The organism is Chryseobacterium balustinum (assembly GCF_900168205.1).
Lineage (GTDB): Bacteria > Bacteroidota > Bacteroidia > Flavobacteriales > Weeksellaceae > Chryseobacterium > Chryseobacterium balustinum.
In genome coordinates this window covers 225,329-248,719 of record NZ_FUZE01000001.1, presented here as the reverse complement: position 1 = coordinate 248,719, position 23,391 = coordinate 225,329, and the positions used below count along the sequence as shown (strand labels likewise).

The window sequence follows — 23,391 nt, the reverse complement described above, 5'->3', positions numbered from 1 at the left end:
AAATCGATACTTTTTGTCTTAATTCAATTGTCATACGCTAAATCATCGCCAAAATTTCCGAAATTTATACTTGGCTTTTGATTTGACATCTTATCAATATGATTAAAAATATAATTCACAGAAAAGCATTTACCGCTCCCTTAATTATGCATGCTGCAATGTGGTTTGGATATCTTTTACAGACAATGGGATTTTTCTCGAGCTGTTTTGGGGCAATTATTCCGCTTTTACCTGAAGGTTTATTGGGAATTATAACATCTCCTCTTTTACATGGCAGTATCGATCATATTATAGGAAACTCAATCCCAATCGCAATACTGATGTTTTTACTGTACCAGTTTTATTCTGAAGTAGCCACCAAAGTTTTCGTGATGGGTTGGATCAGTACAGGGCTACTTCTTTGGATGTTGCCACCAATTGATATTATGACAGGCGAGTATAATTATACATGCACTATTGGAGCGAGTGGTGTTGTCTATGTTTTGGCATTTTTTCTTTTTTTCAGTGGAGTTTTTAAATGGAATATGAAACTTTTAACCATTTCTCTGTTGGTTGTATTATATTATGGAAGTTTAATCTGGGGAATGTTTCCCGAAGAACTGTTTTATAACCTTAACGAACCAAGTAAAATTTCCTGGCAGGCACATTTGTCCGGTGCATTAATGGGAAGCGCTATGGCTTTTATTTTTAAAAATTCAGGAGAAAAAAAGAAAAAATATATCTGGGAATTTCCCAATTATTACAGCGAAAAAGATGATAAACTTTGGCAGGAATATAAAGAAAACCATCCCGACGATTTCCTGGAATTACCTTATAAAAAAAATGAAGATGTTTGGGATTATTTGGAGGAATTAAGGAGAAAATAAATCATAAATCACTACATTTGAATAAAATAACACAAATGTATTCTGAAGAACACCTCTATTCTATCGCTCTGCGTGAATGTAATTTTATTGGTGATATTAATTTTTCCAAACTTGTCCGCCGGTTTGGAACGGCCGAAAATGTTTGGAAAACTTCTAAGAAAGAGCTCAGCAAAACTGACGGAATCGGCACAAAAATAATTTCTGACATTGGAAATCCTGAGCTTCTTAAATTTGCAGAAAAAGAACTTTCTTTTTGCGAGAAAAATTCCATAAAAATTAATTTACGACATCAGAATGACCTTCCGTTTTTATTGAGTGAATGTGATGATGCTCCTGCAATTCTTTATCAGAAAGGAAATTTTGACACAAAACTAAAAACCATCAGCTTAGTTGGAACAAGAAATATAACGGCTTACGGCAAAAAATTTATTGAAGATTTTTTTGAAGAGTCAAAACCTTTTCAATATATATCTGTTAGCGGGTTGGCTTTGGGCATCGACAAAGAAGTTCATGAACAATCTTTAAAACATCAAATTCCTACCATTGGAGTTTTAGCACATGGATTTCACACCTTCTACCCTTCTACCAACAAAAAACTTTCGGAAAAAGTACTTGAAGAAAACGGAGGATTACTCACCGAATTTAATTCATCAAGGAAACCAGACCGTGAGAATTTCATACAAAGAAATAGAATTGTTGCCGGGATTTCTCCTGCTACCATCGTTGTAGAAACAGCATTTGGAGGCGGATCTATTAGTACTGCAACATTCGCAAACACTTATAACAGAGACGTTTTTGCTCTTCCCGGAAAAATTAGCGACAAGTACAGCCAAGGATGTAATCAGCTAATTTTTCAGAATAAAGCAACCGCCATTTCTACTATTAAGGACTTGCTCGATCTGCTTGGATTTAATAATCCTAAAGAAAAAATTGAAGAGCTTTTCCCTCACAGTAAAATTACCGTTCAATTATCTGAAAATCAAGAATTAATATATAAAAATATTGCAGAAAATCCACACATTACTTTGGATGATTTATCAGAGAAAATATCGGTGTCTTCATACAAATTATTACCTGTAATTTTAGAATTAGAGCTTTTAGGAAAAGTAAAATCATTTTCCGGGAGACAATTTGTAGCAATGTAAGAATTAACGATTTCTTAATATTTCATTATTTCATATATAACATTTAATTTTTAATAAATTTTAGTTTAAAATTATCAATTTAATAATATTTTGATTCATTATTATTGAATTTTCAGCAAATATTAAATATGCTATTGTGAATCTTGAAAAAAAAATTAAATTTGTTGACATAATATTCAACCCTACCTAATATGGAACAATATAATATTGACCAGAAAATCCAGGAGTTTATTGCTAAAATTGAGGCAAAAAACCCTAACGAACCGGAATTTTTACAGGCAGTAAAAGAAGTTGCTGTAACTGTAATTCCGTTTATCTTGACCAGAAAAGAATATACCGGAATGAAGCTCCTAGAGAGAATGGCTGAAGCGGAAAGAATTATTATTTTCAGAGTTCCATGGGTTGATGATAAAGGTGAAATTCAAGTAAACAGAGGTTTTAGAATTCAAATGAACTCTGCAATCGGACCTTACAAAGGAGGAATCCGTTTCCACCCTACCGTAAACCTTTCTGTACTTAAATTCTTAGCTTTCGAACAAGTTTTCAAAAACTCTTTGACTACTCTTCCAATGGGAGGTGGAAAAGGTGGTTCAGACTTCGATCCTCAAGGGAAAACTGATATGGAAGTAATGCGTTTTTGCCAGGCTTTCATGACAGAATTATGCAAACATATTGGTCCTGAAACTGACGTTCCTGCGGGAGATATCGGTGTTGGAGCAAGAGAAATCGGATATCTATTCGGTCAGTACAAGAAAGTAAGAAACGAATTTACAGGAGTTCTTACCGGAAAAGGTCTTGCTTACGGTGGTTCACTAATCCGTCCTGAAGCGACTGGTTACGGTGTTGTTTACTTCGCTGAGCAGATGTTGAAAACTATCGGACAAACTTTTAAAGATAAAACAGTAACTGTTTCAGGTTTCGGAAACGTAGCTTGGGGTGTTATCAAAAAAGTAAACGAATTGGGAGGAAAAGTAATTACACTTTCTGGACCAGACGGTTATATCTATGACAAAGACGGTATCGATGGAGAAAAAATCGATTATCTTTTAGAGCTTAGAGCTTCTGGAAACAACAGAGCTGAAGATTACGCTAAAAAATACCCTTCTGCCGTATTTCATGCTGGAAAACGTCCTTGGGAAGTGAAGTGTGATGTGGCAATTCCTTCTGCAACTCAGAACGAATTACACCTTGAAGATGCTAAAATGTTGGTAGAAAACGGTTGCGTTTGTGTCACTGAAGCTGCCAATATGCCTTCAACTTTAGATGCTATTAATTATTTCCTTGAAAACAAGGTATTGTTCTCTCCAGGAAAAGCTTCTAACGCAGGTGGTGTAGCTACTTCAGGCTTAGAAATGACTCAAAACTCTATCAGATTAAACTGGACTTCAGAAGAAGTTGACGCAAGATTGAAAGAGATTATGATCGGAATCCATAAAGCTTGTAGAGACTACGGTAAAGAGGAAGATGGCTATGTGAACTACGTAAAAGGCGCAAACATCGCCGGATTCGTAAAAGTTGCTGAAGCAATGCTTGCTCAAGGAGTCGTATAAAAATATAAAGGTTGGGAAGTTTTCCCGACCTTTTTTCTTACAACCTGTCCCGGGATTATAAATGGGAAAAAGTAATAGTGAAAGTGAAAGCATTGAATGTCCAGTTCAATGCTTTTTTTTATTTTTATCTGATGAAAAACACATTTAAAGATTTTGAAGAATATTTTCTTTCTTTTCCTGAAAAGACCCAGCAAAAACTGGAGAAATTACGAGAGTTTATCCATTCCATACATTCGGATTTAGAAGAATATATTGGCTACCAAATGCCTGCTTTCAAGTATAATGAAAAGCCTTTGGTCTATTTTGCTGCTTACAAAAATCATGTAGGGTTTTATCCTCTTCCTGAAGCGATTAAACATTTTGAAAATGATTTCAAAGAAAGAAAATACAAGTTTTCAAAAGGGGCGGTTCAGTTTCCAATGAAAGAAGATTTGCCGTTAGATTTGATTAAAAGAATGATTGAATTCAGAATGATGGAGATTGATCAGAAAAAATCCTGAAACGTTACATCTCAGGATTCCATTTTACTTATATAAAAAAACTACTTCTGCTATAAAAACCAATTGGCAGATTGATTTAATTCTGAAACGGAGTCGTTTAAATAAAATTATATTTAATAATGATTTTAACTCAATTTTATAAGACTTTAAAAGCTTTTAAGATTGAAGTTTATTTATTCACATTCTTCATCATACTTTCTACAAACTCAAAAGCAGCCGGACAAATAACCGTATTCTGTATCATTAGATTATTGATCTGGTAAATCTTTTTTCGGTCTGTATGAGGATATTCTCTACATGCTTTTGGTCGAACTTCATAAATTGAACAGGTATTGTCTTGATTCAGAAAAAAACAAGGAAGATTTTGTAGAACTTTATCGTTATCTTCATCTACACGCAGAAATTTATTTTCAAAATCAGCCTGTTTCATGCGTAAATGCTTTGAAATTCGTTCGATATCTTTTTCGGTATAAAGCGGTCCGGTGGTTTTACAGCAGTTGGCACATTGCAGACAATCTACTTTCTCAAAAACTTTTTCATGAGTTTCCTGAACGACATAATCGAGGTTTTTGGGCGGTTTTTTCTTTAAACCATCCAAGAATTTTTTATGCTCTTTCTGCTTTTGTAAAGCCTGAGTTTTGTAAAAATCTAAATTCAATTCTATTTTTTTTAATATGCCGAAAAGCAGACTGCAAAGATAAAATATTGTTTTTATGAAACTTATCAATTTTATTATCTTCAATAAGATTTAGAATTAAACTAAATTTGATGTATTATTTTTAGTTATAAAATTTAATTATAATCAAATGAAAAGTTTAGAATCAAGAGAAGATATAGAATTGTTGGTGAACAGTTTTTACGATAAAGTTGTACAGGACGAAACGATTGGTTTTTTCTTCAAAGATGTTATGAATGTTGATTTTAAAAAGCATTTACCGAAAATGTATTCATTTTGGGAAACAATTCTATTTGGGCAAATGAGTTACAAAGGAAATCCGATGGCGATACATTTTCCAATCAACCAATTAGAAGCGATGAAAAAAAAACATTTTGAAAAATGGCTTGAATTGTGGAAACAAACAATTGAAGAGAACTTTACAGGTGAAAACGCTTCTATGGCCATTACAAAATCTGAAAACATCGCCAATCTGATGGCTTATAAAATGGAAATGGCGAGAAAACTCTAGAGTTCTAAGTTGTTTGTTTTGAGTTTAAAATTAAGGTACAATTACAGTAAAAATATAGGCCGCTAAATTGACTAATAAAACAGTTCCGTACAAAATGTTGGTTTTTCCTCGACTTAAGGATAACATCACGATAAATACAGACAAAGTAAGAAGTATAATATCTTTCTTATCCAGTCCTAAAACTAATGGAATATCATACATAATACTCACTGCAGAAATCGCAGGAATACTCAAACCGATACTCGCTAATGCAGATCCTAAAGCCAGATTTAAACTCGACTGAAACTGGTTATTTCTCGCCGCACGAATCGCCGCCAATCCTTCCGGAAGAAGTACAACTCCGGCAATAATAACTCCGACTAAAGATTTTGGCGCTCCCATGCTTTGTACCACATCCTCGATTGTCTTAGAAAGACCTTTTGCCATTAAAACAACAATGATTAAACATACAACCAATAGGAAAAAGCTGACAATGGTCTGTGTTTTATTTGGTATAAAATGTTCTTCTGCATTACCATCAGCCGGCACAAAATAACTTCTGTGTCTCACGGTTTGTACCATTAAGAAGACTCCATAGATTACAAGACAAGCGATTGAAACAAAGATTAACTGTGCATTATTATAGTAAGGTCCATTCACACTTGAAGTAAAATTGGGAAGAACTAAAGTAATCACCAAAATAGAAACAATACTTACGAGATACGTTGTGGCAGAAGTTCGTGCAAAAAACTGTTCAAAATACTTTACACCACCCACCAATACACAAATACCAATAATTCCGTTCAGGATAATCATTACTGCTGCAAAAACAGTATCTCTTGCCAATGTAATGGCTTGTTCACCACCCGCAACCATCAGCGAAACAATCAACGCGACTTCAATAATCGTAATACAGAGCGCCAAAATAATCGTTCCGTAAGGTTCTCCAACCTTGTGAGCGACTACTTCTGCATGATGCACTGCAGATAATACACTTCCGGTGAGCAATACACCGGCAATGACATCGAAGACCACTCCTGTTCCCATCAATCCTGAGAGGTAATAAATTACCGCCAAGACAGGAAAAGCGTACGTATAATGTAAAAATTCTTTTAGTTTCATAAACGTCACTAAAATACAAAAAATCTATCAAATTAGAAATCTTAAAAGAAAATATTAATAATATTTTAATAAGAAAACCACTCAAAACTCTGGAAGTCAGCTAAAACCTATAAATTAAGCCCATTTTTATTATTCTTAAATTTTAAGAAAAAAGGCAGCAAATAATACACTATAAAAACAAATTACATCCCCAATAACCTAAAAAGTTCTTCTTTTTATTGGTAGAAATAAATTTTCCAATGAGCAATTCTACCCTATTAATGGCACCATAATACAAAATCCTGAAAATCAGTCAACATATGAAAAAGCAAACCGATGCCGATTATTCTTAAATTTCCTTTAAAAAAGAGCAGCAAAAAATACACCGCAATCGCATAATAAGAATGTAAAAAGTGAAACCCAACGCTCATTCTGTTCGGATCAAAAATAGGATCCGCAAACAAATGATCAAGGTCAACCAACATTGTCGCTAACAGAATTAAGTACACTCTTTTCCATTGATTACGATAAAAAACAAAGGCAATCACCGCAGGGAAAGCCAAATGCAGAAAGTAATGCACGAATGTTTTTAATAAAGCAATTTCTGGAGGACACATAGATTTTTATCTTAAAATTAATGGAAATTTTTCTTTTTTAAATTTAATTTTCACCGTGTAATCCTTATTTTTATTTCCGTAAAAAATATATTCTACATTTTTAAAAAACTGATTATTTAAAGTTTTAAATGACGAAAACAATAAAGGATTATTTTTGATGAAAATATAATTTTGCTTTTTCGTTTCGTTCAATTTTACAGATTTTCGGGTAGATTTTATAGAAATCTGGTTCTTATTTACACCAATTAAATTAGGCTGAAAAGGAATTACCGTAAACTGATTTTGCGCGTTGATCCATTTTTTATTTTGAAAATACGTCCAGGCTTTTTCAGGATTTGAAGTTTGAAGCACGATTTCATAATCCGGTTGAACGATTTTCTGATAACTGATCTTTTCAATTTCATTAAAGTTATCGTCGTATTCGTAACTGACAATCGTATCATTCACCTGCGTCAGATTGGCGCTCATTTTTAAATAATTAACCGATGCCGAATCTGTAAGATTTTCTTTAAAAACAGAACCTATTTTCTTGATATTTTCTGAATCTAATTCAGCATCTAAAAATTGAGTTTTCTTATATAAATCTGAAATCAATGATTCGAAATTGGTCGAATTCTGTTTATTTTTTATTTCAATTTCATCATCTTTTAAATCGATTGAAAAGTTTTGAGTCCGTAATTCCGAAATAAAAGAAATACTTCCTAAGCCATCATCCATAAAAGAGTCTGCATTCAAAACATTATTCCTGAATTTTTCAGAAAACGGTTTTCCGATGTTGTTGAAATTTAAATCGGAAGTTCCGACAATACATTTTTCACCATTAATTTTCACAAAAAACTGGTTGTTTTTAAATATCCCTTTTCCATCATTTATAAATTTTCGATCTTTTAAAAATGCTGAAAGTTTTTCTTTATCATTGATTTCTAAAACAGTGTACCATTCAGAAATTTTAGTATTATTCAAATGGAAAATCTGCAGAAAATCTGGAATTTCCAATCCGGAATCTGTAATTGAAATTTTATTTTTCTTTTCTTTTTTTTCTTCAAACCATTTCGAAGGATGCATTAAATAGCTGGAAATATATTGTCTCTTCGCTTTTTTGACATCGACTAAAACGATAACATCTGCATTTTCGGGAATGTATTTTAAGCTTTTATCTTTATGGAAAAACAGAAAATAAACTCCTACAGAAAGCAGAATTATGATGACAAGAAAAATATATTTTTTCTTCATGAATTTATTATAAAATGATCTATTTTGGCTACAACCAATTTACATTAAAAATTAAGAAAACGGGCTAAAGCCCGTTTCTATTGATGTTATTACAATGTCTGTGAAGGTTTTTCAGATTCTGAAATCTTATAGATCTCGTCAAACAAATCAAAGAAATACATCAGACTGTTTTCTGAAGAATTTTTAATATCATAATTCATTTCAGTCTGAATACTGCCGCCTTTCACTTCGGTTTTAAAATAAACTTCACCCACATTTTTTCTTAACAAATCAAGCGTTTTTCTTTCAGATTTACTTTTAAATTCGTTGTCTAAACCAACCAAAAGTTTCTGAATATTCAATCGTCCCGACAAAGGATATTTAGAAGAATCTTTCATCCACTGTTTAGAAACTTCAGTCTGGCTATTTGTGTTGATATTATCTTTTGAAGTTGTCACATACACAATTCCTTCTTTTACGGTGAAAAATAACTGATCAACATAACCGTTTTTATTTTTCTCATCTTTAAAAGCATAAAACTCACCATTTTTAGAGAAGTTTTTAGCAAAAGCTTTATTGGAAGTCAATACATTGAAAACTCGTTTCCAATAGTTTTCATTTTCTGTAGCGAATGCAAAAGTAAAGTCTGGAACCATTACATCTTTTGTTTTCTTTACTTCTTTTTCGTTATAATTTTCGTCGTAATCGTAATCGGTATATTCTACGTTTTTAGATTTTAATTCATTCAGAACAAAAATTCCGTTTCCGGGAGCAATTTTTGCGATCGCTTCTTCATCCAAAACGATTTTCATCGTTTCCATCATCAGTTCCATTTCTTTCTGATATTCAGACTCTCCTGTATTTTCCAGCAAACCGTACATCATATCAAAATATTTAGAACCATTCACATTCATCACATAATAACCGACGCTTTTATCATTAATTAAGGCTGCCAATTTTTTGTTCTTCTTCCCTTTATAAACATCCGAAATACTTTTTTGTATTTCCGAATCTTTATGTTGATAATTATTAACAAGCCTTACTTTATCTTTATCAAAATACAGATTATAAGATCTATTCGAATTATACATTTTACCTAAAATACCCGTAAAATTATAGCTTGCAGGCATATTTTTGTAAATTCCTTCATTGATAATTCTCCCATAATCTGCATAGATGAAAACATCAGAATTCGGATCTCTGAAGCTCAACATATCTTTGGTCACCGAAAACTCTGCATTTGAACTGAAATACTGATCAAAACGATCTTCCGCAAACTTTTTAACGATTTTGAATTTCTCAATATTCAGAGAATCCATTTCTTTTTGATAGCTTGAATCAACTTCATAAGCCTCTTCTTCATAATAATCATCCTGTGAAATTGGAGGCGGCAAAATTTTTGCACTTGGTGTGTAAGTAGAATCTTTTACTGCTTCAGTCAATTCTGACACTTTCTTTTCTTCCGGATATTTGTGATGCTTTTCAAGATACTTGATATCTTTCTGAAGCTTTAGAATTTCAGCGTTATTATCTTTAATGCTTTCTTTTAAATATTTAATATCGTCTTTCAGATAGCCTATTTCTTCTTTATAATCGAAAGGTTTTTCTTCTTCCACATAAGCACTATCGATTGCAACTGTAGCCGCACTATCAATAATCGCAACAGCACTATCAATCGCATAATCATCATCCCATTTATACGGTTTTTGATAACTAATCATACTCAAAACGGCACGATTTCCGCTCCAGGCAACAAAAACATCATCTTCGATATCAACGTATGAATAATTATTTTTCTTGGTTACTTCCTGTCCTTTTTTCTTTACCGAATTGATAAATTCCTGAAACTTTTCCGGATTTTCTAAAGTAAAATGGGTGTTGTAAGATTTCACAGAATCATTCATCGTTGCATAATGAAACTGCGTTGCATCGTATTTTATCCCTGTTTTGGAATAATCGTTCCATGAAGCTTTTTTATTTTTGCCTTTATCTTTGGTGATTTCCTGTAGAAAAGGATTGAATTTCTCCCAGTTAATTTTTTTATTAAGCTGTTTTCCATTCACTTCCATGTAAAAAACTGCATTTTGTGGGTCTTTTACACTATTTTGCGCAAATGTCAGCACAAAACCGAAAAGGATTAAAAAAATGGTCTGTGTTTTTAAAAATAGAGATTTCATATTTGAGTTTGGTTATTGAAACGTAATCGTATTTTGAATCTGTTTTTTCTGAAGGATAAAATCTAAAATATTTCCTTCAAGCTTCATCGCTTTTTTGTTTGGGGAAAGCTGATATGCACTGTTAGATTGAGATTTCACCGTATTTTCAAACTGCAGAATCGAAGTATATTTAGCATTATTAAAAACTTCTTTGTCTGCCGTACTTAGTTTGTCGTAATCGCTTTTGAATGTATTGATTTTATTTCTTGTGAAAATTTTCTTTGTAGAATCATTGCTGTAAATCTGTGTAGGAATCATTTTTCCTAAAACATTTTTGGTTTTTAACTGTTCTAAACCGGCATTTACATTTTCTATTTTCTTAAAATTACAACTCAGTTTGATGATGTAATTGTCAAAATCCATAGAAGTTTTAACGTTTGAAATTCCCGGAACATTTTTAAAAATGCTTGCAGCTTGGTTAATTTTAGCTTCGATTTCAGCTTTTTTCGGAACTTTTTTACCGTTTACGGTTTCCATTTTTGAGATGGAAGCCAATCTTGTTTTGCTTTTACTCGCATTCAGAATAAGCGAATATTCTCCGCTTCCGTCTGCTTTGACATTCACTTTATCAAGAATATCAAAACAGCTCATTAAAAGTAATAAAGGAATCAGCAGAAAAACCTGCCTGAAATATATTTTCATAAGTTCGTGTTGAGAAGCAAATTTACTTATTTTTAATTTACCTCTTCAAAAGGTGAAATTAATCATATTTAAACTCTCCCTTTTAGGTAATCCTGGCGCAATTCTTCGTCTAATTTTTCGATTGCATAACGAAGACACGTTCTTGGCATTTCTTTGTAATATTGATTAAGATAAGATATCAACTCTGCCTCGTTTTTATTTCCCATTTCTCTCAACAACCAGCCGTTTGCTTTATGCATCAAATCATGTGGATGATGTAGATTCTGTGTTACAAACTCTTTTGTTAATTCAAATGAACCCTTTTTTATATAATGCATCGTTCCTACAACAGCAATTCTTTTGTGCCACATTTGGTCGGAATCAGCAAGTTCTCTCAAAAGGTTTTCTTTTTTATTTTCGAAAGCATAGCGACCTAAAATCTTATAACAGCTAGTATCAACCAGATCCCAATTATTAACAAAATCGAGATGTTTAAGATAGAAATTGATGATCTCTTCTTTTATAGTTAGGTCTTTTGTTTTTTCAAATTTGGAAATCAGCATAATTAAAGCCGTCAATCGATGTTCATGATAAGGGGAAGCAATCAATTCGCTCAATTCTTCTAAAGAAATTTTAGCATAATATTCTTTAGCAACAGCTCTTTGATCCGGAACTTTCACACCCAAAAACAAATCACCTTCACCATATTCTCCTTTTCCTGTTTTGAAAAACTTAGGAAAAAAAGCTGCCTTTTCTGGAATGGATAAAACAGCTAATGATTCTTTGATCTCTTTAAGCATTATACTTATTGATTTATAAACAATTAATGATTTTCATCTAAAGCAATACTTTCCAACTCTTTTTCTTCATCAGCAATCATCTTTGGATTGGCAACTTTAGCAATTGTAAGACCCTGAACAATAATAGAAAATACAACCACACAATAAGTAATACTTAAAATAGCATTGCTGTATTCATTTTTCGGAATCGACATCGCCAAAGCAATGGAAACACCACCACGAATACCACCCCAAAACAGAACTTTTATTGTTTGCGGACTAAATGTTCTTCTGAAAGACATAAATTTTGCAGGCCCCCAAATCGAAATAAATCTTGCAACCAAAACCACAGCAATTGCCAATAATCCAGGAATTACATAATGGTTTAAATCTTTAATCATCAACAATTCAAACCCGATAAAAAGGAATAAAACGGCATTCAGAATTTCATCGATTAGTTCCCAGAATTTAATCAGATAATCCTGCGTGATAGATTTCATTTTAAATTTAACATTAAAATTACCCATAAACAATCCTGCTGCAACCATCGTTAAAGGACCTGAAACATGCATTTGTCTTGCTACAAGATAACCTCCCATCACGACTGCAAGCGTTACCAAAACCGAGATAATATAATCATCAATTTCACGCATCAATCTTGAAGTGATCCAACCTAAAAGAACCCCCAAAAGCAATCCACCTCCGGCTTCTTTCATCAATAAAATGGTAATATTTTCTACTCCCAAATCTACTTTATCGCCAACTGCAATCTGCAAAACTACGGTAAAAACGACAACCGCCATACCGTCATTAAATAACGATTCTCCCGCAATTTTTGTTTCTAATGACTTTGATACTTTGGCTTGTTTTAAAACACTTAAAACCGCAACCGGATCGGTTGGCGAAATCAATGCTCCAAATACCAAACAGTAGATAAATGGAATCTCTAGCCCCACTAAAGGCAACAAATAAAACATTCCAAACCCTACAATAAAGGTCGAAATAATTACTCCTGCCGTTGAAAATATAAGAACCGGCCGGAACTGTTCTTTTAGATCATTAATATTAATATGAATTCCTCCCGCAAAGAGCAGGAAGTTTAGCATCGCTCCCATCAAAACTTCAGTAAAGTCGATACTGTTCATCAAATCATTCAGATGTCCGAATGTTTTAGGAAGAAAGTTTTCGCCAAATAAGACCAAAATGATTGATACCACGATGGCAATAACCATAATCCCGATAGTGCTCGGAAGTTTTAAAAACCTGTAGTTGATATATGCAAAAATGGATGCTAATACGATAAGTGCTGAAAATGAATAGTATAATTCCAATAAATTTGTTTTTTAAAAATTGAAGTCTAAATAAAGTATTTTGATATAAATTTTGTTCTCTCCTTTTTCCCAAACGTCGACAACACTGTCTTTCAAAGCTTTAGAAGTTCTCGTATAGTCTTGTCCCACATTCATCACATTGAGGAAGATATATTCATCTCCCACGCTGTTTACTTTATATGCAGTTTGTTCTGATTTTCCGTCTCCGGAGTTTTTGATAGCATCAGTGAGAAGTCTCAATTGAGTAATGTGATGCGAAAAGTTACCAATGTCTTTTGTCTGATCATAGGCACGAAGTAGAATAAGAATCACATCAAGGTTGGTAGGATCCTTTGCGTAAAGTACCTTACCTAGCCTGATGCATTCTGTAAAATTATTGTTTTTGAAGGCTTCTGCCAAAACTTTGAAATCGTCTTCGGATTGCGAAACCAGATCTTTTCTAAAGTTTCTTCCGTAGTACAAATGCTGTGCTTCTATACTGTCGATAGACTTTGGAAGTCCTTTATATTTAAAAATAAGCCTGTCGTAGTTGTAAGTAGAATTGGGATTGCTGAGATTCTTCTCGATATTTTTCAAATCGAGTTTTGTCTTTTGGCTCAAACCAAAAAACGGAATAATAAATAAAAAGAATAAGATCCTATAATTCATTAATCTTCTGTTTCAGTGGCTTCGTCTTCGTCGTTATCGAAATATTCGAAAAGAAAATCGTTGTACGGGAATCTTGAAATATGAATTTTCATGACCTCGTCATATACCAGTCTTTTCATTTCAGGGAAATTTTCTTTTTTAAGAGCTGAAATGAAAACTGCCGGATGTTTAGATTTTGCCATCCATGTTTTTTTCCATTCGTCGAGAGAAACGTTTTTGTTTGAACCTGGTGTAAGATCGTCTTCGTCTTTTTTCTCGTAGCTGAAATCATCAATCTTATTGAAAACCATAATCATTGGTTTCTGATGGGCATTGATTTCCATTAAAATCTGATTCACAGATTCGATATGATCTTCAAAGCTTTCATGTGAAATATCAACTACATGAATAAGAAGATCGGCTTCACGTACCTCATCCAAAGTAGATTTGAAAGATTCTACTAACTGTGTCGGTAATTTTCTGATGAAACCTACCGTATCTGTTAAAAGGAAAGGTAAATTCCCGATGACCACTTTTCTTACCGTTGTATCTAGCGTTGCAAACAATTTATTTTCAGCAAAGACATCAGATTTAGAAATAGCATTCATCAAGGTTGACTTTCCTACATTGGTATACCCTACCAAAGCAGCACGAACAACTTTTCCTCTGTTGTTACGTTGGGTTGCCATTTGCTTGTCGATAATCTTCAGTTTGTCTTTGAGTAAAGATATTCTGTCGCGGATAATCCTTCTATCAGTTTCAATCTCTGTTTCACCAGGTCCACGCATCCCGATTCCCCCTTTTTGCTTATCTAAGTGAGACCACATTTTGCTTAGTCTAGGCAGCAAATATTGGTATTGCGCCAATTCAACCTGAGTTCTTGCGTAAGAAGTTTGTGCTCTCTGTGCGAAAATATCAAGAATAAGATTCGTTCTGTCAAGAATTTTCACTTCAATTTCTTTTTCAAGATTTTTAAGCTGAGAAGGTGATAATTCATCATCAAAAATAATGGTTCCTATCTCGTTTTCCTTTACATATTCTTTTATTTCCTGTGCTTTTCCGCTTCCTACAAAAGTTTTAGAATCGGGCTGAGTTAATTTCTGAGTAAAACGTCTATCCACCGTAGCGCCTGCCGTAAAGGCTAAAAACTCCAGCTCGTCCATATATTCCTGCAACTTATCTTCATCCTGATTTTGGGTGACAACGCCCACCAAAACTGCCTTTTCGTAATTATGTTGTTTCTTTTCTAACATTAAATTCTGTATAATTTATAAGATTTACAAGATAATATTTTTAATTTATAAATACAAGTAGAGTTTTCAAAAAACAGGTAATTTAACCTAAATCGATATAATTTCACTGTATTTGTTGAATAAAAGAGAAATTAATCCCAATCTGCGGCAATAAACTTCATTTGGGTTCCATTCTCATCATAAAGGGTGAGAAAATGACCATTAATTTCGTAGCGAGTCATTTTTTCGAAAACTTTTGAAAATTCTGTTTCCAAATTCATTTCCTGACAAGCCATTAATGTACTTCCCAATCCTGAAATCTTCACTCTATTTTTAGATTTAAATTCTAAAGTAAAAAACATTCTGTTGCAGCCCATCATCGCTGTTCCTCTTATTTTTCCATCTTTGGCAGGTTCTGTAAGGTTGATCTCTGCTAAATTTTTCACAAGCTGTTCTTTGGTGAACCCATCAAACGAAACCATCATCCATTCTCTTTGGTAGTGCTCGTTATTCGACTTTACAACAGAACAGTTTATAACTAAATTTAGAATAAAAAAGGCAAAAAGAAATGATAAAATGTTTTTCATATCATCCTCCCTCCCATTTTCATACCAATTGCTGACAAATTATCGTAAAAATTAGTAATTTAGCCCCACAAAAATTATTTTATAAAATGAAAAGAATATTTTTACTATTCACTTTCTTATTAGGCTTTGCTCAAATGAGAGCAGATGAAGGAATGTGGCTATTAATGCTTGTCAAAAGGCTTAATGGTGTAGACATGCAAAAAGAGGGTCTTCGTTTGACTCCGGAAGAGATTTATTCTGTAAACAACTCTAGTTTAAAAGATGCTATCGTAAGCTTTGGCGGTTTTTGTACAGGAGAAATTGTTTCAGACAAAGGGTTGATTTTCACCAATCACCACTGTGGTTATGGTGCTGTTGCTGCGGCTTCTACTCCTGAAAAAGATTACCTAAAGAATGGTTTCTGGGCAAAAAACGAAAAAGAAGAATTCAATTCTAAAGATCTTTACGTAAGATTTTTGGTAAGAATGGATGATGCGACACAGAGAATCAATTCAAAATTAAACAACGAAATGTCTGCAGCTCAGAGAAAAGCTGTAATTGATGCTGAAACAAAAGCAATTCAGACAGAAAATTCTGAAAATGGAAAATATACTGTTGTCGTAAGAGATTTCTTCAACGGAAACGAATTTTATTATTTTGTTTATCAAGACTATAAAGATATCAGATTAGTTGGTGCACCGCCATCATCAATTGGTAAATTTGGTGGAGACACCGATAACTGGGAATGGCCAAGACATACAGGAGATTTTACAGTTTTCAGAGTGTATGCTGATGCTGCAGGAAACCCTTCAGAATTTAAATTGACCAACGTTCCATTAAAACCTAAACACTTCTTACCTGTTTCTCTAAAAGGAATTAAACCAGGAGATTTCTCAATGATTTTAGGATACCCAGGAAGAACAAACCGTTACTTAACTTCTTACGGAATTGAGCAAATGGTTACTAAAGATTACCCGGCTTGGGTAGAGACTTCTAAAATGGCGATGGACATTATGAAGAAGTACATGGATAAAGATAAGACGACTCAATTAGCATACGCTTCTCAATATGCTTCTGTTGCCAACTACTGGAAAAACAGACAGGGAACAATTGATGCTGTTGAAAAAAACGGAACAATTACTGACAAAAGAGAAATTGAGAAGAAATTCAACGATTGGTCAATGCAACCAGGAAATGAAATGTATGATGATGTTTTAGAAACAATTCAAAACTATTACTCTCAAGTTTCAAACAGAAATGCAGAAAGAAACTACGCTTCTCTATTGATGAGAAATGCAAAATATATCGCTCTTGCAAACAGCTTAGCTCCTGCATTAGATGCTTATGCAAAACAAGATATGGCAGGAAGATTGGCAATGAAAGCTAAATTAGAAACGGCGGTAAAAGATGCATATGATAACATCAACACTAATCTTGAAGGAGAAATGTTGAACTCTTTGGTAAATCTTTACCAAACAAGAGTAAAATCTGACGTAGCTTCTCCAACGATTATGGCTTTGGATGCTAAAAGCTTATCTAGCCTTGCGTATTCATCTGTATTTGCAAATAAAACATCTGTGACGAATTACATTATGAATCCTGATCGTTTGAAGTTGGATGCAGATCCTCTTTTGAAAATAGCAAGAGGAATTATTGCAGATCAAAAAACATCAAACGACAAATATGTATTGTTGGATGACAGCTTTGCTAAAAACAACCGTCTTTTCTTAGCTGGTTTAATGAAAGCAATGCCTGAGAAAAAATTCTATCCGGATGCAAACTCTACCATGAGACTTACTTACGGGCAAATCGATACTTTACCTGTAAGAGACGACAGAAACTACTTTGGAGTGACTGATAACTATTACACTACAATGGAAGGTTTAGTAGGTAAATACAAAGCTGGTGACGAAGAGTTTGATCTTCCTCAAAGAGTAATTGCGCTTCAAAATGCTAAAGATTATGGTCAATATGCAGACAAAGCAGGTTACCTTCCGGTAAACTTCCTTTCAAACAATGATATTACAGGTGGAAACTCTGGTTCTCCGGTAATTGATGGAGACGGTAACCTTATCGGTATCGCATTTGATGGAAACAGCGAAGCATTAAGCGGAGATATCGTTTTTGAAGACGAATGGCAGAAAACAATCAGTGTAGATATCCGTTTTGTTCTTTGGACAATCGACAAATATGCTGGTGCAAGAAGAATTGTAGACGAACTCAAATTAGTAAGAGATGAAAATACTCCTGCTGATACTGGTAAATCTAAAATCAAAATTGCAGCTCCTGTAAAAAAGAAAAAATAGTTTTCTCAAAAAATATTTTGAAAACCGTGGAATTTATTTCACGGTTTTTTTGTTGCCTTTTTTATTAATTTAAGATGAGTCTTTTTCAAGAAAAATCAATCATTTTAAAATTTTAAATACTAAAAATCAATACCTTAAATATTTAAATTCAATAAAAAGATATTTTTTTGTCAGGATTTTTAAATAACTCCGACTATAATTATAAATCAATTATAACTATAAAAAATACTTTTATGAAAAAGAACTTTTTAAAACTAGCAACACTTAGCCTTGGGCTTATGACAATTTTTGGCCTTACATCTTGTGATGATGACGATATGATGATGGAAAGTTCAATGGAAAAAACAATTACTTTTGAAAATATTGTTACTCCAAAAGATTTTGTAGAAAGTGGCAGCTTTCAGGGAACCAATACTCCTGTTATAATGCCAGGAGAATCTGTCTCCGTTAAATTCAGTGCAGGAAAAGCACAGTCTCTGATGTTTGCAACCATGTATGGCGCATCCAAAGATTGGTTCTTTGCATCAAAACAACCTGGAATAAAACTATTTGACACTAATGGAAATGCTATTACAGGTGATGTTTCTTCAGAAGTTTTATTGTGGGACAACGGAACAAAAGACAATACAACAGGAACTGCTCAGAGCAATCCTATTGCTCAGGTTCCAAGTGTGAATGCCTCTCAACTGGTCAAGCTAAATCTTAGTTATGACATTATGAAATCTGAATTTACCTTAATGATAACAAACACCTCCGGAGGAACGGCCAATTCAACACCTTTATCTCCTGGAGTTTGGGCAATTTCAAACTACAATGGTTCGCAATTGCTTAATTCAGCTCCTTTTTTCACACCTAATGCGTTATCAAATCCTGAAATTACGGATATAGCACAAATGGGAGATATTACTAAAATGGTCACCAAACTTAACGCAAATACTGGAATAATGACAGGTCTATCTCCAGCTTTGGTAGTAGTTTATAGCGGTAATCAAAACCCTATTTATCAATTAGGACAATTAGATTCTAATAATGGATTAAAAGAAATCTCTCAGACTGGAGATGTTATGAAACTTCAAAACAGCTTAAAAGCTATGTCTAATGTAAAAGGAGTTTATATCGCCGGAAACGCTCCTGTAGCACCAGGAAACAAAGTGATGACCAACTTCACGTATACACCGGGAAATAAAATAGCTTATGTAACGATGTTTGGTTTTTCTAATGACTGGTTTTATGCCAATGAACAAAGTATTGATGCAAATAGCACGGGAGATTTAACTTCAAAAACTGCTTTATTTGATTCGGGAACAGGTATTAATCAATATCCTGGAGCAGGAAATCGTCAGGCTTTATTTGGGGGAACTCCTCAGGCAGAAAGTGTGGTGATTTCTAAAGTAGGAAATCAATATCCTATACCTGCAGTACAAAATGTCTTAAAAGTGACTGTAAATTAATTAATCTCGATCAGGGTTTAATAAAAACAACAAATGGTTTCAATGAGCATTCCTAAATTTTTATTTAGGGGTGCTTTTTATTTAATTAAAACTTATTTTACACATTCCAAAATTCTCGGTCGAGGCTTCTGTATTGTATTGCTTCAGAAATATGATGAGACAAAATACTTTCAGATTCTTCAAGATCAGCAATTGTTCTGGCAACTTTTAGAATTCTATCATAGGCTCTTGCTGAAAGATTCAGTTTTTCCATTGCCATTTTGATAAGATTAAAAGATGCATCATCTAACTCGCAAAACTTTTCCAATTCACGAGAACCAATTTGAGCATTGTAACTAATTGCCAAATCCTTATATCTTTCATTTTGAATTTCCCGGGCAATTAAAACCCGTTTTCTGATGTCTTCACTTTTTTCGCCTTTCCTTTTTTCGGTCAGTTGTCCAAATTCAACTTTCTGCACCTCAACATGAATATCAATTCTGTCTAAAAGTGGTCCCGAAAGTTTATTCATATACCGCTGCATTTCAAAAACAGAAGACGTATTATTGGGATCGTCGGGAAAATATCCGCTTGGACTTGGATTCATTGAAGCAATTAGCATAAAGCTTGAAGGATAATTTACGGTAAACCTTGCTCTTGAAATCGTTACTTCACGGTCTTCCAAAGGTTGACGCATTACTTCCAAAACCGTTCTTTTAAATTCCGGCATTTCGTCTAAAAATAAAACTCCGTTATGAGCAAGTGAGATTTCTCCCGGTTGCGGATAACTTCCACCGCCGACAAGTGCAACGTCTGAAATGGTGTGATGAGGTGAACGAAATGGACGAACGGTCATCAAAGAAGTCTCCGTTCCCATTTTTCCGGCTACAGAATGTATTTTTGTGGTTTCTAAAGCTTCCTTTAAAGTAAGTGGTGGCAAAATACTCGGAACTCTTTTTGCCAGCATTGTTTTTCCACTTCCCGGTGGACCGATAAGAATAATATTATGACCACCTGCTGCAGCAACTTCCATTGCTCTTTTAGCGGTTTCCTGACCTTTCACTTCAGAAAAATCAAACGGGAAATTATTGACCTTGTCCTGAAATTCTTTTCTGGTATCTAACACCACTTTCTCAAGAGGTTTTCCTTCATTAAAAAAATCAATGACTTCTTTAATATTTTCTACACCATATACATCAAGATTATTGACAATGGCTGCTTCTCTGGTATTTTGTTTAGGTAAAATAATTCCTTTAAATCCTTCTTCACGAGCCTGAATGGCAATTGGAAGAACTCCTTTTATCGGTTGCAAGCCTCCATCAAGTGAAAGCTCTCCCATAATGATATAATCTTGTACATTTTCACCAAGAATCTGGTCAGAGGCAATCAGAATTCCGATTGCGATACTCAAGTCGTACGCAGCACCTTCTTTCCGCAAATCTGCGGGCGCCATATTAATCGTAACTTTTTTTCCGGGAATTTTATAACCACAATTTTTGAGTGCAGCAGAAATTCTGTAACTGCTTTCTTTGATAGCATTATCGGGAAGGCCTACCAAATGATAACCGACTCCACCTGTATCAATATTGACTTCAATAGTTATAGTTTGTGCGGAAACGCCGAAAATGGAACTTCCATATATTTTAATCAGCATTGTGTGTTTTTTTTATAAAAATAATTATTTTTTTTCAATAAGTAATGATTTACAGTATTTATTTAAATTTAAAAAAAATAATTCGGGACAGAATATTCTGTCCCGAATTATTAATATAAAGAAAACTCGTTTTTAAAATTGGTAAAAATCTGATTAATAAACCAATGTAATTCCCGCTCCAAAGCCCATATCGCTATCATAATGGGTTGATAAGGATGCATTTCGGGTAACGATATATTTTAAACCCAGCATATATTCCTTATCGGTATTGACAGAAAAAGCACCGCGCAATCTTCGAGTAAGAGGAATATCTTCTCTTCTTAATTGAAGCCTCACAATTCCGTCTGTGAAGACTTCTGCCTGAAAATCAATCAACATGGGTAAAGTATACAAAACTCCTGCACTAATTGTTGCTCTTTGATCTTTTTTGCTTTTCTGCCAAAAAAGGTTTTTTTCCGATTCAGAACCATGAGAGTTTCTGTATCTCCAATCGAAACCAATAAAAGGCATTAACCATTGCATTTTACCGATATATCGACCAATATGGGTTTCTGTTTCGTAGCCGTGCATACTGTTGTATCCCAATCTCCATTCTGTACCGATGCTCCATCTTGCGTTTTGCAACATTGCTTGTCCGTCGTTACCATTGGTTGCAAAATCATTTTCTGCCATAAGATGCCATTCGTTACTTTCGTCCTGAAGCATTTTATAGGCCTTTTCTTTATCCGGAATTTCCGGGTTTTTGTAGTCGCCTACTGCAAAAACTCTGTTCATGCCTGCCATCATGTGATATAAGATATGACAGTGGAAGAACCAATCGCCCTCTGTATTTGCTTCAAATTCTATAACATCTGTTTCCATGGGCATAATATCTAATACATTTTTTAATGGAGCTTGAGAGCCGTTTTCGTTAAGAACACGGAAATCAAAACCATGAAGGTGCATCGGATGCCTCATCATAGAATTGTTGATCAATTTAATTCTTAATATTTCTCCTTTTTTAACTGGAATTTTATCAACTTCCGAAAGCACTTTATTATCCATACTCCAGACATAACGGTTCATATTTCCTGTAAGAGTAAGGGTAATATTTTTTATAGAATCTTTTTTCGGCAAAGAAGTATCATAAGGAGACTTTAGCATATTATAATTTAAGGTTACAATATCAGTATTTCCTGCACCGTGTGAAGAATGGTTCATTTTTGCGTCTTTATTCATTTCCATTTTTTGACGATCTTTTGCTTTCTCGCCTGTAATTTCAGGATACATCACTGCGTTCATATCCATTTTTTGAAGGCTCATTCCCATTCCCATATCTTTCATATCTCCATTCATCTTCATCATATCGTTCATCATTTTCATCCCTTCAAAATATTTAAGTTTAGGAAGCGGAGCGTGGAGCTGCTTGATGCCTTCTCCTACATAAATTGAAACCGATTTGGTTCTATCTTCTGGAGTTACTAAAAGCTCGTAAGAAGTATTTTTCTCGGGAATTGTCACCACAATATCATACGTTTCAGAAACTCCGATGATAAGTCTGTCTACCATCAACGGCTCTACATCATTACCATCGTTTGCCACAACTTCAATCTTCCCACCTGCATAATTGATCCAGAAATAGGACGAAGCTCCTCCGTTGGAAATCCGAAGCCGCACCCTATCCCCTGCTTTAAATTGAGACAACTGCTGTTCAGATGTACCATTAATTAAAAATTTGTCATAATAAATATCGCTTACATCCATTGCAAGCATCCGTTTCCATTCATTGGTCACTTTTGTTCCAAAATGTCCTTCTTTTATGGCTTCCCAATAACTTTGAGTGCTTTTTTTCTTTATCCCAAACCAGTCATTTGCGTTGTGAAGCATTCTATGCACATTATGAGGATTCAAATCTGTCCATTCGCTTAAAATCAGGGGAATTGCTGGAATATCATCAATTCCTTTTCTAAATGTAGGGTCGTCATCTCTCTTTTTCAAAATCATCGATCCATACATTCCTATCTGCTCCTGCAAACCTGAATGAGAATGATACCAATGCGTTCCGTGCTGAATAATTGGAAATTTATAAGTATACGTTGAATGTGGTTTAATTCCCATTTGAGTAAGCATAGGAACGCCGTCTTCTTTGTTGGGCAACATCAATCCATGCCAATGCAGGGAAGTTTCTTCGTTCATATGGTTATGCACGATGATCTCCGCAGTATCGCCTTCTGTAAATGTAAGCGTAGGCATAGGAATTTGCCCATTAACCGCAATCGCTCTTTTCACTTTTCCGGTGAAATTAACCAAAGTATCTTTTACATACAGATGATACGTTACTGTTTTACCACCAGTTAACTTTTTTTCAGGAAAAGGAAGTACTTTTTTGTTCTGAGCATTATGAATATTATGCGCAGAATGATCCTGTGCTTTTACAAAGAAAAAAGAAAATAAAATCCCGATAACTATATATTTAGTTTTTAGCATATTACT

Annotated in this window: 20 protein-coding genes; 7 read left to right on the top strand and 13 right to left on the bottom strand. The window is 34.0% G+C overall.

The features are described 5' to 3' along the window. Positions 1-98 precede the first annotated feature (98 nt). The 4 genes from B5X64_RS01270 (at position 99) to B5X64_RS01255 (ending at position 4,061) form a co-directional block, all read left to right on the top strand. Positions 99-866, top strand: coding sequence for a rhomboid family intramembrane serine protease (locus B5X64_RS01270; protein ID WP_079463526.1), 768 nt, complete (start codon positions 99-101; stop codon positions 864-866). Between the two features lie 35 nt (positions 867-901). Beyond that, positions 902-2,011 carry a DNA-processing protein DprA gene (gene dprA, locus B5X64_RS01265; RefSeq protein WP_079463525.1) on the top strand — a complete coding sequence of 370 codons (1,110 nt, stop codon included), beginning with the start codon at positions 902-904 and terminating at the stop codon, positions 2,009-2,011. A 191-nt stretch (positions 2,012-2,202) separates the two neighbouring features. Next, positions 2,203-3,561 (top strand): NADP-specific glutamate dehydrogenase, encoded by a 1,359-nt coding sequence (gdhA, locus tag B5X64_RS01260; protein ID WP_079463524.1) that lies wholly within the window; start codon positions 2,203-2,205, stop codon positions 3,559-3,561. Between the two features lie 131 nt (positions 3,562-3,692). Next, complete coding sequence (locus B5X64_RS01255) at positions 3,693-4,061, top strand: iron chaperone (protein WP_079463938.1); 369 nt, start codon at positions 3,693-3,695, stop codon at positions 4,059-4,061. 169 nt (positions 4,062-4,230) lie between these two features. Here B5X64_RS01255 and B5X64_RS01250 read toward each other — a convergent pair whose 3' ends face one another. After that, on the bottom strand, positions 4,231-4,719 hold the full coding sequence (locus tag B5X64_RS01250) for a YkgJ family cysteine cluster protein (protein ID WP_079463523.1): 489 nt from the start codon (positions 4,717-4,719) through the stop codon (positions 4,231-4,233). Between the two features lie 148 nt (positions 4,720-4,867). On the opposite strand from B5X64_RS01250, the gene B5X64_RS01245 reads away from it, so the two are divergent. Then, positions 4,868-5,248, top strand: a complete 381-nt coding sequence (locus B5X64_RS01245; protein WP_079463522.1) for a group III truncated hemoglobin — start codon at positions 4,868-4,870, stop codon at positions 5,246-5,248. Between the two features lie 30 nt (positions 5,249-5,278). Here the strand turns inward: B5X64_RS01245 and B5X64_RS01240 are convergent, their stop codons facing one another. From B5X64_RS01240 to B5X64_RS01195, 10 genes are all read right to left on the bottom strand, one after another. Beyond that, positions 5,279-6,349: a calcium:cation antiporter gene (locus B5X64_RS01240; protein ID WP_079463521.1), complete on the bottom strand. Its 1,071-nt coding sequence runs from the start codon at positions 6,347-6,349 to the stop codon at positions 5,279-5,281. Positions 6,350-6,606: 257 nt separating this feature from the next. After that, entirely contained in the window at positions 6,607-6,945 is a 339-nt protein-coding gene (locus B5X64_RS01235; protein ID WP_079463520.1) for a DUF6122 family protein, read from the bottom strand. 6 nt (positions 6,946-6,951) lie between these two features. Beyond that, a complete protein-coding gene (locus B5X64_RS01230; RefSeq protein WP_079463519.1) occupies positions 6,952-8,178 on the bottom strand; it encodes a hypothetical protein in 1,227 nt (408 codons plus the stop codon). Positions 8,179-8,267: 89 nt separating this feature from the next. Then, positions 8,268-10,334, bottom strand: a complete 2,067-nt coding sequence (locus tag B5X64_RS01225) for a hypothetical protein (RefSeq protein ID WP_079463518.1) — start codon at positions 10,332-10,334, stop codon at positions 8,268-8,270. 12 nt (positions 10,335-10,346) lie between these two features. Then, positions 10,347-11,015, bottom strand: coding sequence for a hypothetical protein (locus B5X64_RS01220; protein ID WP_079463517.1), 669 nt, complete (start codon positions 11,013-11,015; stop codon positions 10,347-10,349). Between the two features lie 68 nt (positions 11,016-11,083). Then, positions 11,084-11,794 (bottom strand): DNA alkylation repair protein, encoded by a 711-nt coding sequence (locus tag B5X64_RS01215; RefSeq protein WP_079463516.1) that lies wholly within the window; start codon positions 11,792-11,794, stop codon positions 11,084-11,086. A 23-nt stretch (positions 11,795-11,817) separates the two neighbouring features. Continuing rightward, positions 11,818-13,104, bottom strand: coding sequence for a cation:proton antiporter (locus tag B5X64_RS01210; RefSeq protein WP_079463515.1), 1,287 nt, complete (start codon positions 13,102-13,104; stop codon positions 11,818-11,820). A gap of 12 nt (positions 13,105-13,116) precedes the next feature. After that, complete coding sequence (locus B5X64_RS01205; RefSeq protein ID WP_079463514.1) at positions 13,117-13,752, bottom strand: DUF4919 domain-containing protein; 636 nt, start codon at positions 13,750-13,752, stop codon at positions 13,117-13,119. Further along, on the bottom strand, positions 13,752-14,984 hold the full coding sequence (hflX, locus tag B5X64_RS01200) for a GTPase HflX (RefSeq protein ID WP_079463513.1): 1,233 nt from the start codon (positions 14,982-14,984) through the stop codon (positions 13,752-13,754). The genes B5X64_RS01205 and hflX overlap by 1 nt, the downstream gene beginning before the upstream one ends. 131 nt (positions 14,985-15,115) lie before the next feature. Next, positions 15,116-15,448 carry an META domain-containing protein gene (locus tag B5X64_RS01195; protein WP_111944908.1) on the bottom strand — a complete coding sequence of 111 codons (333 nt, stop codon included), beginning with the start codon at positions 15,446-15,448 and terminating at the stop codon, positions 15,116-15,118. Positions 15,449-15,636: 188 nt separating this feature from the next. Between B5X64_RS01195 and B5X64_RS01190 the strand changes: the two genes are divergently transcribed. Together B5X64_RS01190 and B5X64_RS01185 are read left to right on the top strand one after the other, a co-directional pair. Then, positions 15,637-17,835 (top strand): S46 family peptidase, encoded by a 2,199-nt coding sequence (locus B5X64_RS01190; protein WP_079463511.1) that lies wholly within the window; start codon positions 15,637-15,639, stop codon positions 17,833-17,835. 233 nt (positions 17,836-18,068) lie between these two features. After that, positions 18,069-19,286: a spondin domain-containing protein gene (locus B5X64_RS01185; RefSeq protein ID WP_079463510.1), complete on the top strand. Its 1,218-nt coding sequence runs from the start codon at positions 18,069-18,071 to the stop codon at positions 19,284-19,286. Between the two features lie 97 nt (positions 19,287-19,383). Here the strand turns inward: B5X64_RS01185 and B5X64_RS01180 are convergent, their stop codons facing one another. Both B5X64_RS01180 and B5X64_RS01175 read right to left on the bottom strand, forming a co-directional pair. After that, positions 19,384-20,919, bottom strand: coding sequence for a YifB family Mg chelatase-like AAA ATPase (locus tag B5X64_RS01180; RefSeq protein ID WP_079463509.1), 1,536 nt, complete (start codon positions 20,917-20,919; stop codon positions 19,384-19,386). A 153-nt stretch (positions 20,920-21,072) separates the two neighbouring features. Then, positions 21,073-23,385: a multicopper oxidase domain-containing protein gene (locus B5X64_RS01175; protein ID WP_079463508.1), complete on the bottom strand. Its 2,313-nt coding sequence runs from the start codon at positions 23,383-23,385 to the stop codon at positions 21,073-21,075. Between the last annotated feature and the right edge of the window lie 6 nt (positions 23,386-23,391).

Coding starts and splice junctions, on each gene's coding strand:
- B5X64_RS01270 (WP_079463526.1), top strand. CDS start 99: ATGATTAAAAATATAATTCACAGAAAAGCATTTACCGCTCCCTTAATT.
- dprA (WP_079463525.1), top strand. CDS start 902: ATGTATTCTGAAGAACACCTCTATTCTATCGCTCTGCGTGAATGTAAT.
- gdhA (WP_079463524.1), top strand. CDS start 2,203: ATGGAACAATATAATATTGACCAGAAAATCCAGGAGTTTATTGCTAAA.
- B5X64_RS01255 (WP_079463938.1), top strand. CDS start 3,693: ATGAAAAACACATTTAAAGATTTTGAAGAATATTTTCTTTCTTTTCCT.
- B5X64_RS01245 (WP_079463522.1), top strand. CDS start 4,868: ATGAAAAGTTTAGAATCAAGAGAAGATATAGAATTGTTGGTGAACAGT.
- B5X64_RS01240 (WP_079463521.1), bottom strand. CDS start 6,349: ATGAAACTAAAAGAATTTTTACATTATACGTACGCTTTTCCTGTCTTG.
- B5X64_RS01235 (WP_079463520.1), bottom strand. CDS start 6,945: ATGTGTCCTCCAGAAATTGCTTTATTAAAAACATTCGTGCATTACTTT.
- B5X64_RS01230 (WP_079463519.1), bottom strand. CDS start 8,178: ATGAAGAAAAAATATATTTTTCTTGTCATCATAATTCTGCTTTCTGTA.
- B5X64_RS01225 (WP_079463518.1), bottom strand. CDS start 10,334: ATGAAATCTCTATTTTTAAAAACACAGACCATTTTTTTAATCCTTTTC.
- B5X64_RS01220 (WP_079463517.1), bottom strand. CDS start 11,015: ATGAAAATATATTTCAGGCAGGTTTTTCTGCTGATTCCTTTATTACTT.
- B5X64_RS01215 (WP_079463516.1), bottom strand. CDS start 11,794: ATGCTTAAAGAGATCAAAGAATCATTAGCTGTTTTATCCATTCCAGAA.
- B5X64_RS01205 (WP_079463514.1), bottom strand. CDS start 13,752: ATGAATTATAGGATCTTATTCTTTTTATTTATTATTCCGTTTTTTGGT.
- hflX (WP_079463513.1), bottom strand. CDS start 14,984: ATGTTAGAAAAGAAACAACATAATTACGAAAAGGCAGTTTTGGTGGGC.
- B5X64_RS01195 (WP_111944908.1), bottom strand. CDS start 15,448: ATGATGGTTTCGTTTGATGGGTTCACCAAAGAACAGCTTGTGAAAAAT.
- B5X64_RS01190 (WP_079463511.1), top strand. CDS start 15,637: ATGAAAAGAATATTTTTACTATTCACTTTCTTATTAGGCTTTGCTCAA.
- B5X64_RS01185 (WP_079463510.1), top strand. CDS start 18,069: ATGAAAAAGAACTTTTTAAAACTAGCAACACTTAGCCTTGGGCTTATG.
- B5X64_RS01180 (WP_079463509.1), bottom strand. CDS start 20,919: ATGCTGATTAAAATATATGGAAGTTCCATTTTCGGCGTTTCCGCACAA.
- B5X64_RS01175 (WP_079463508.1), bottom strand. CDS start 23,385: ATGCTAAAAACTAAATATATAGTTATCGGGATTTTATTTTCTTTTTTC.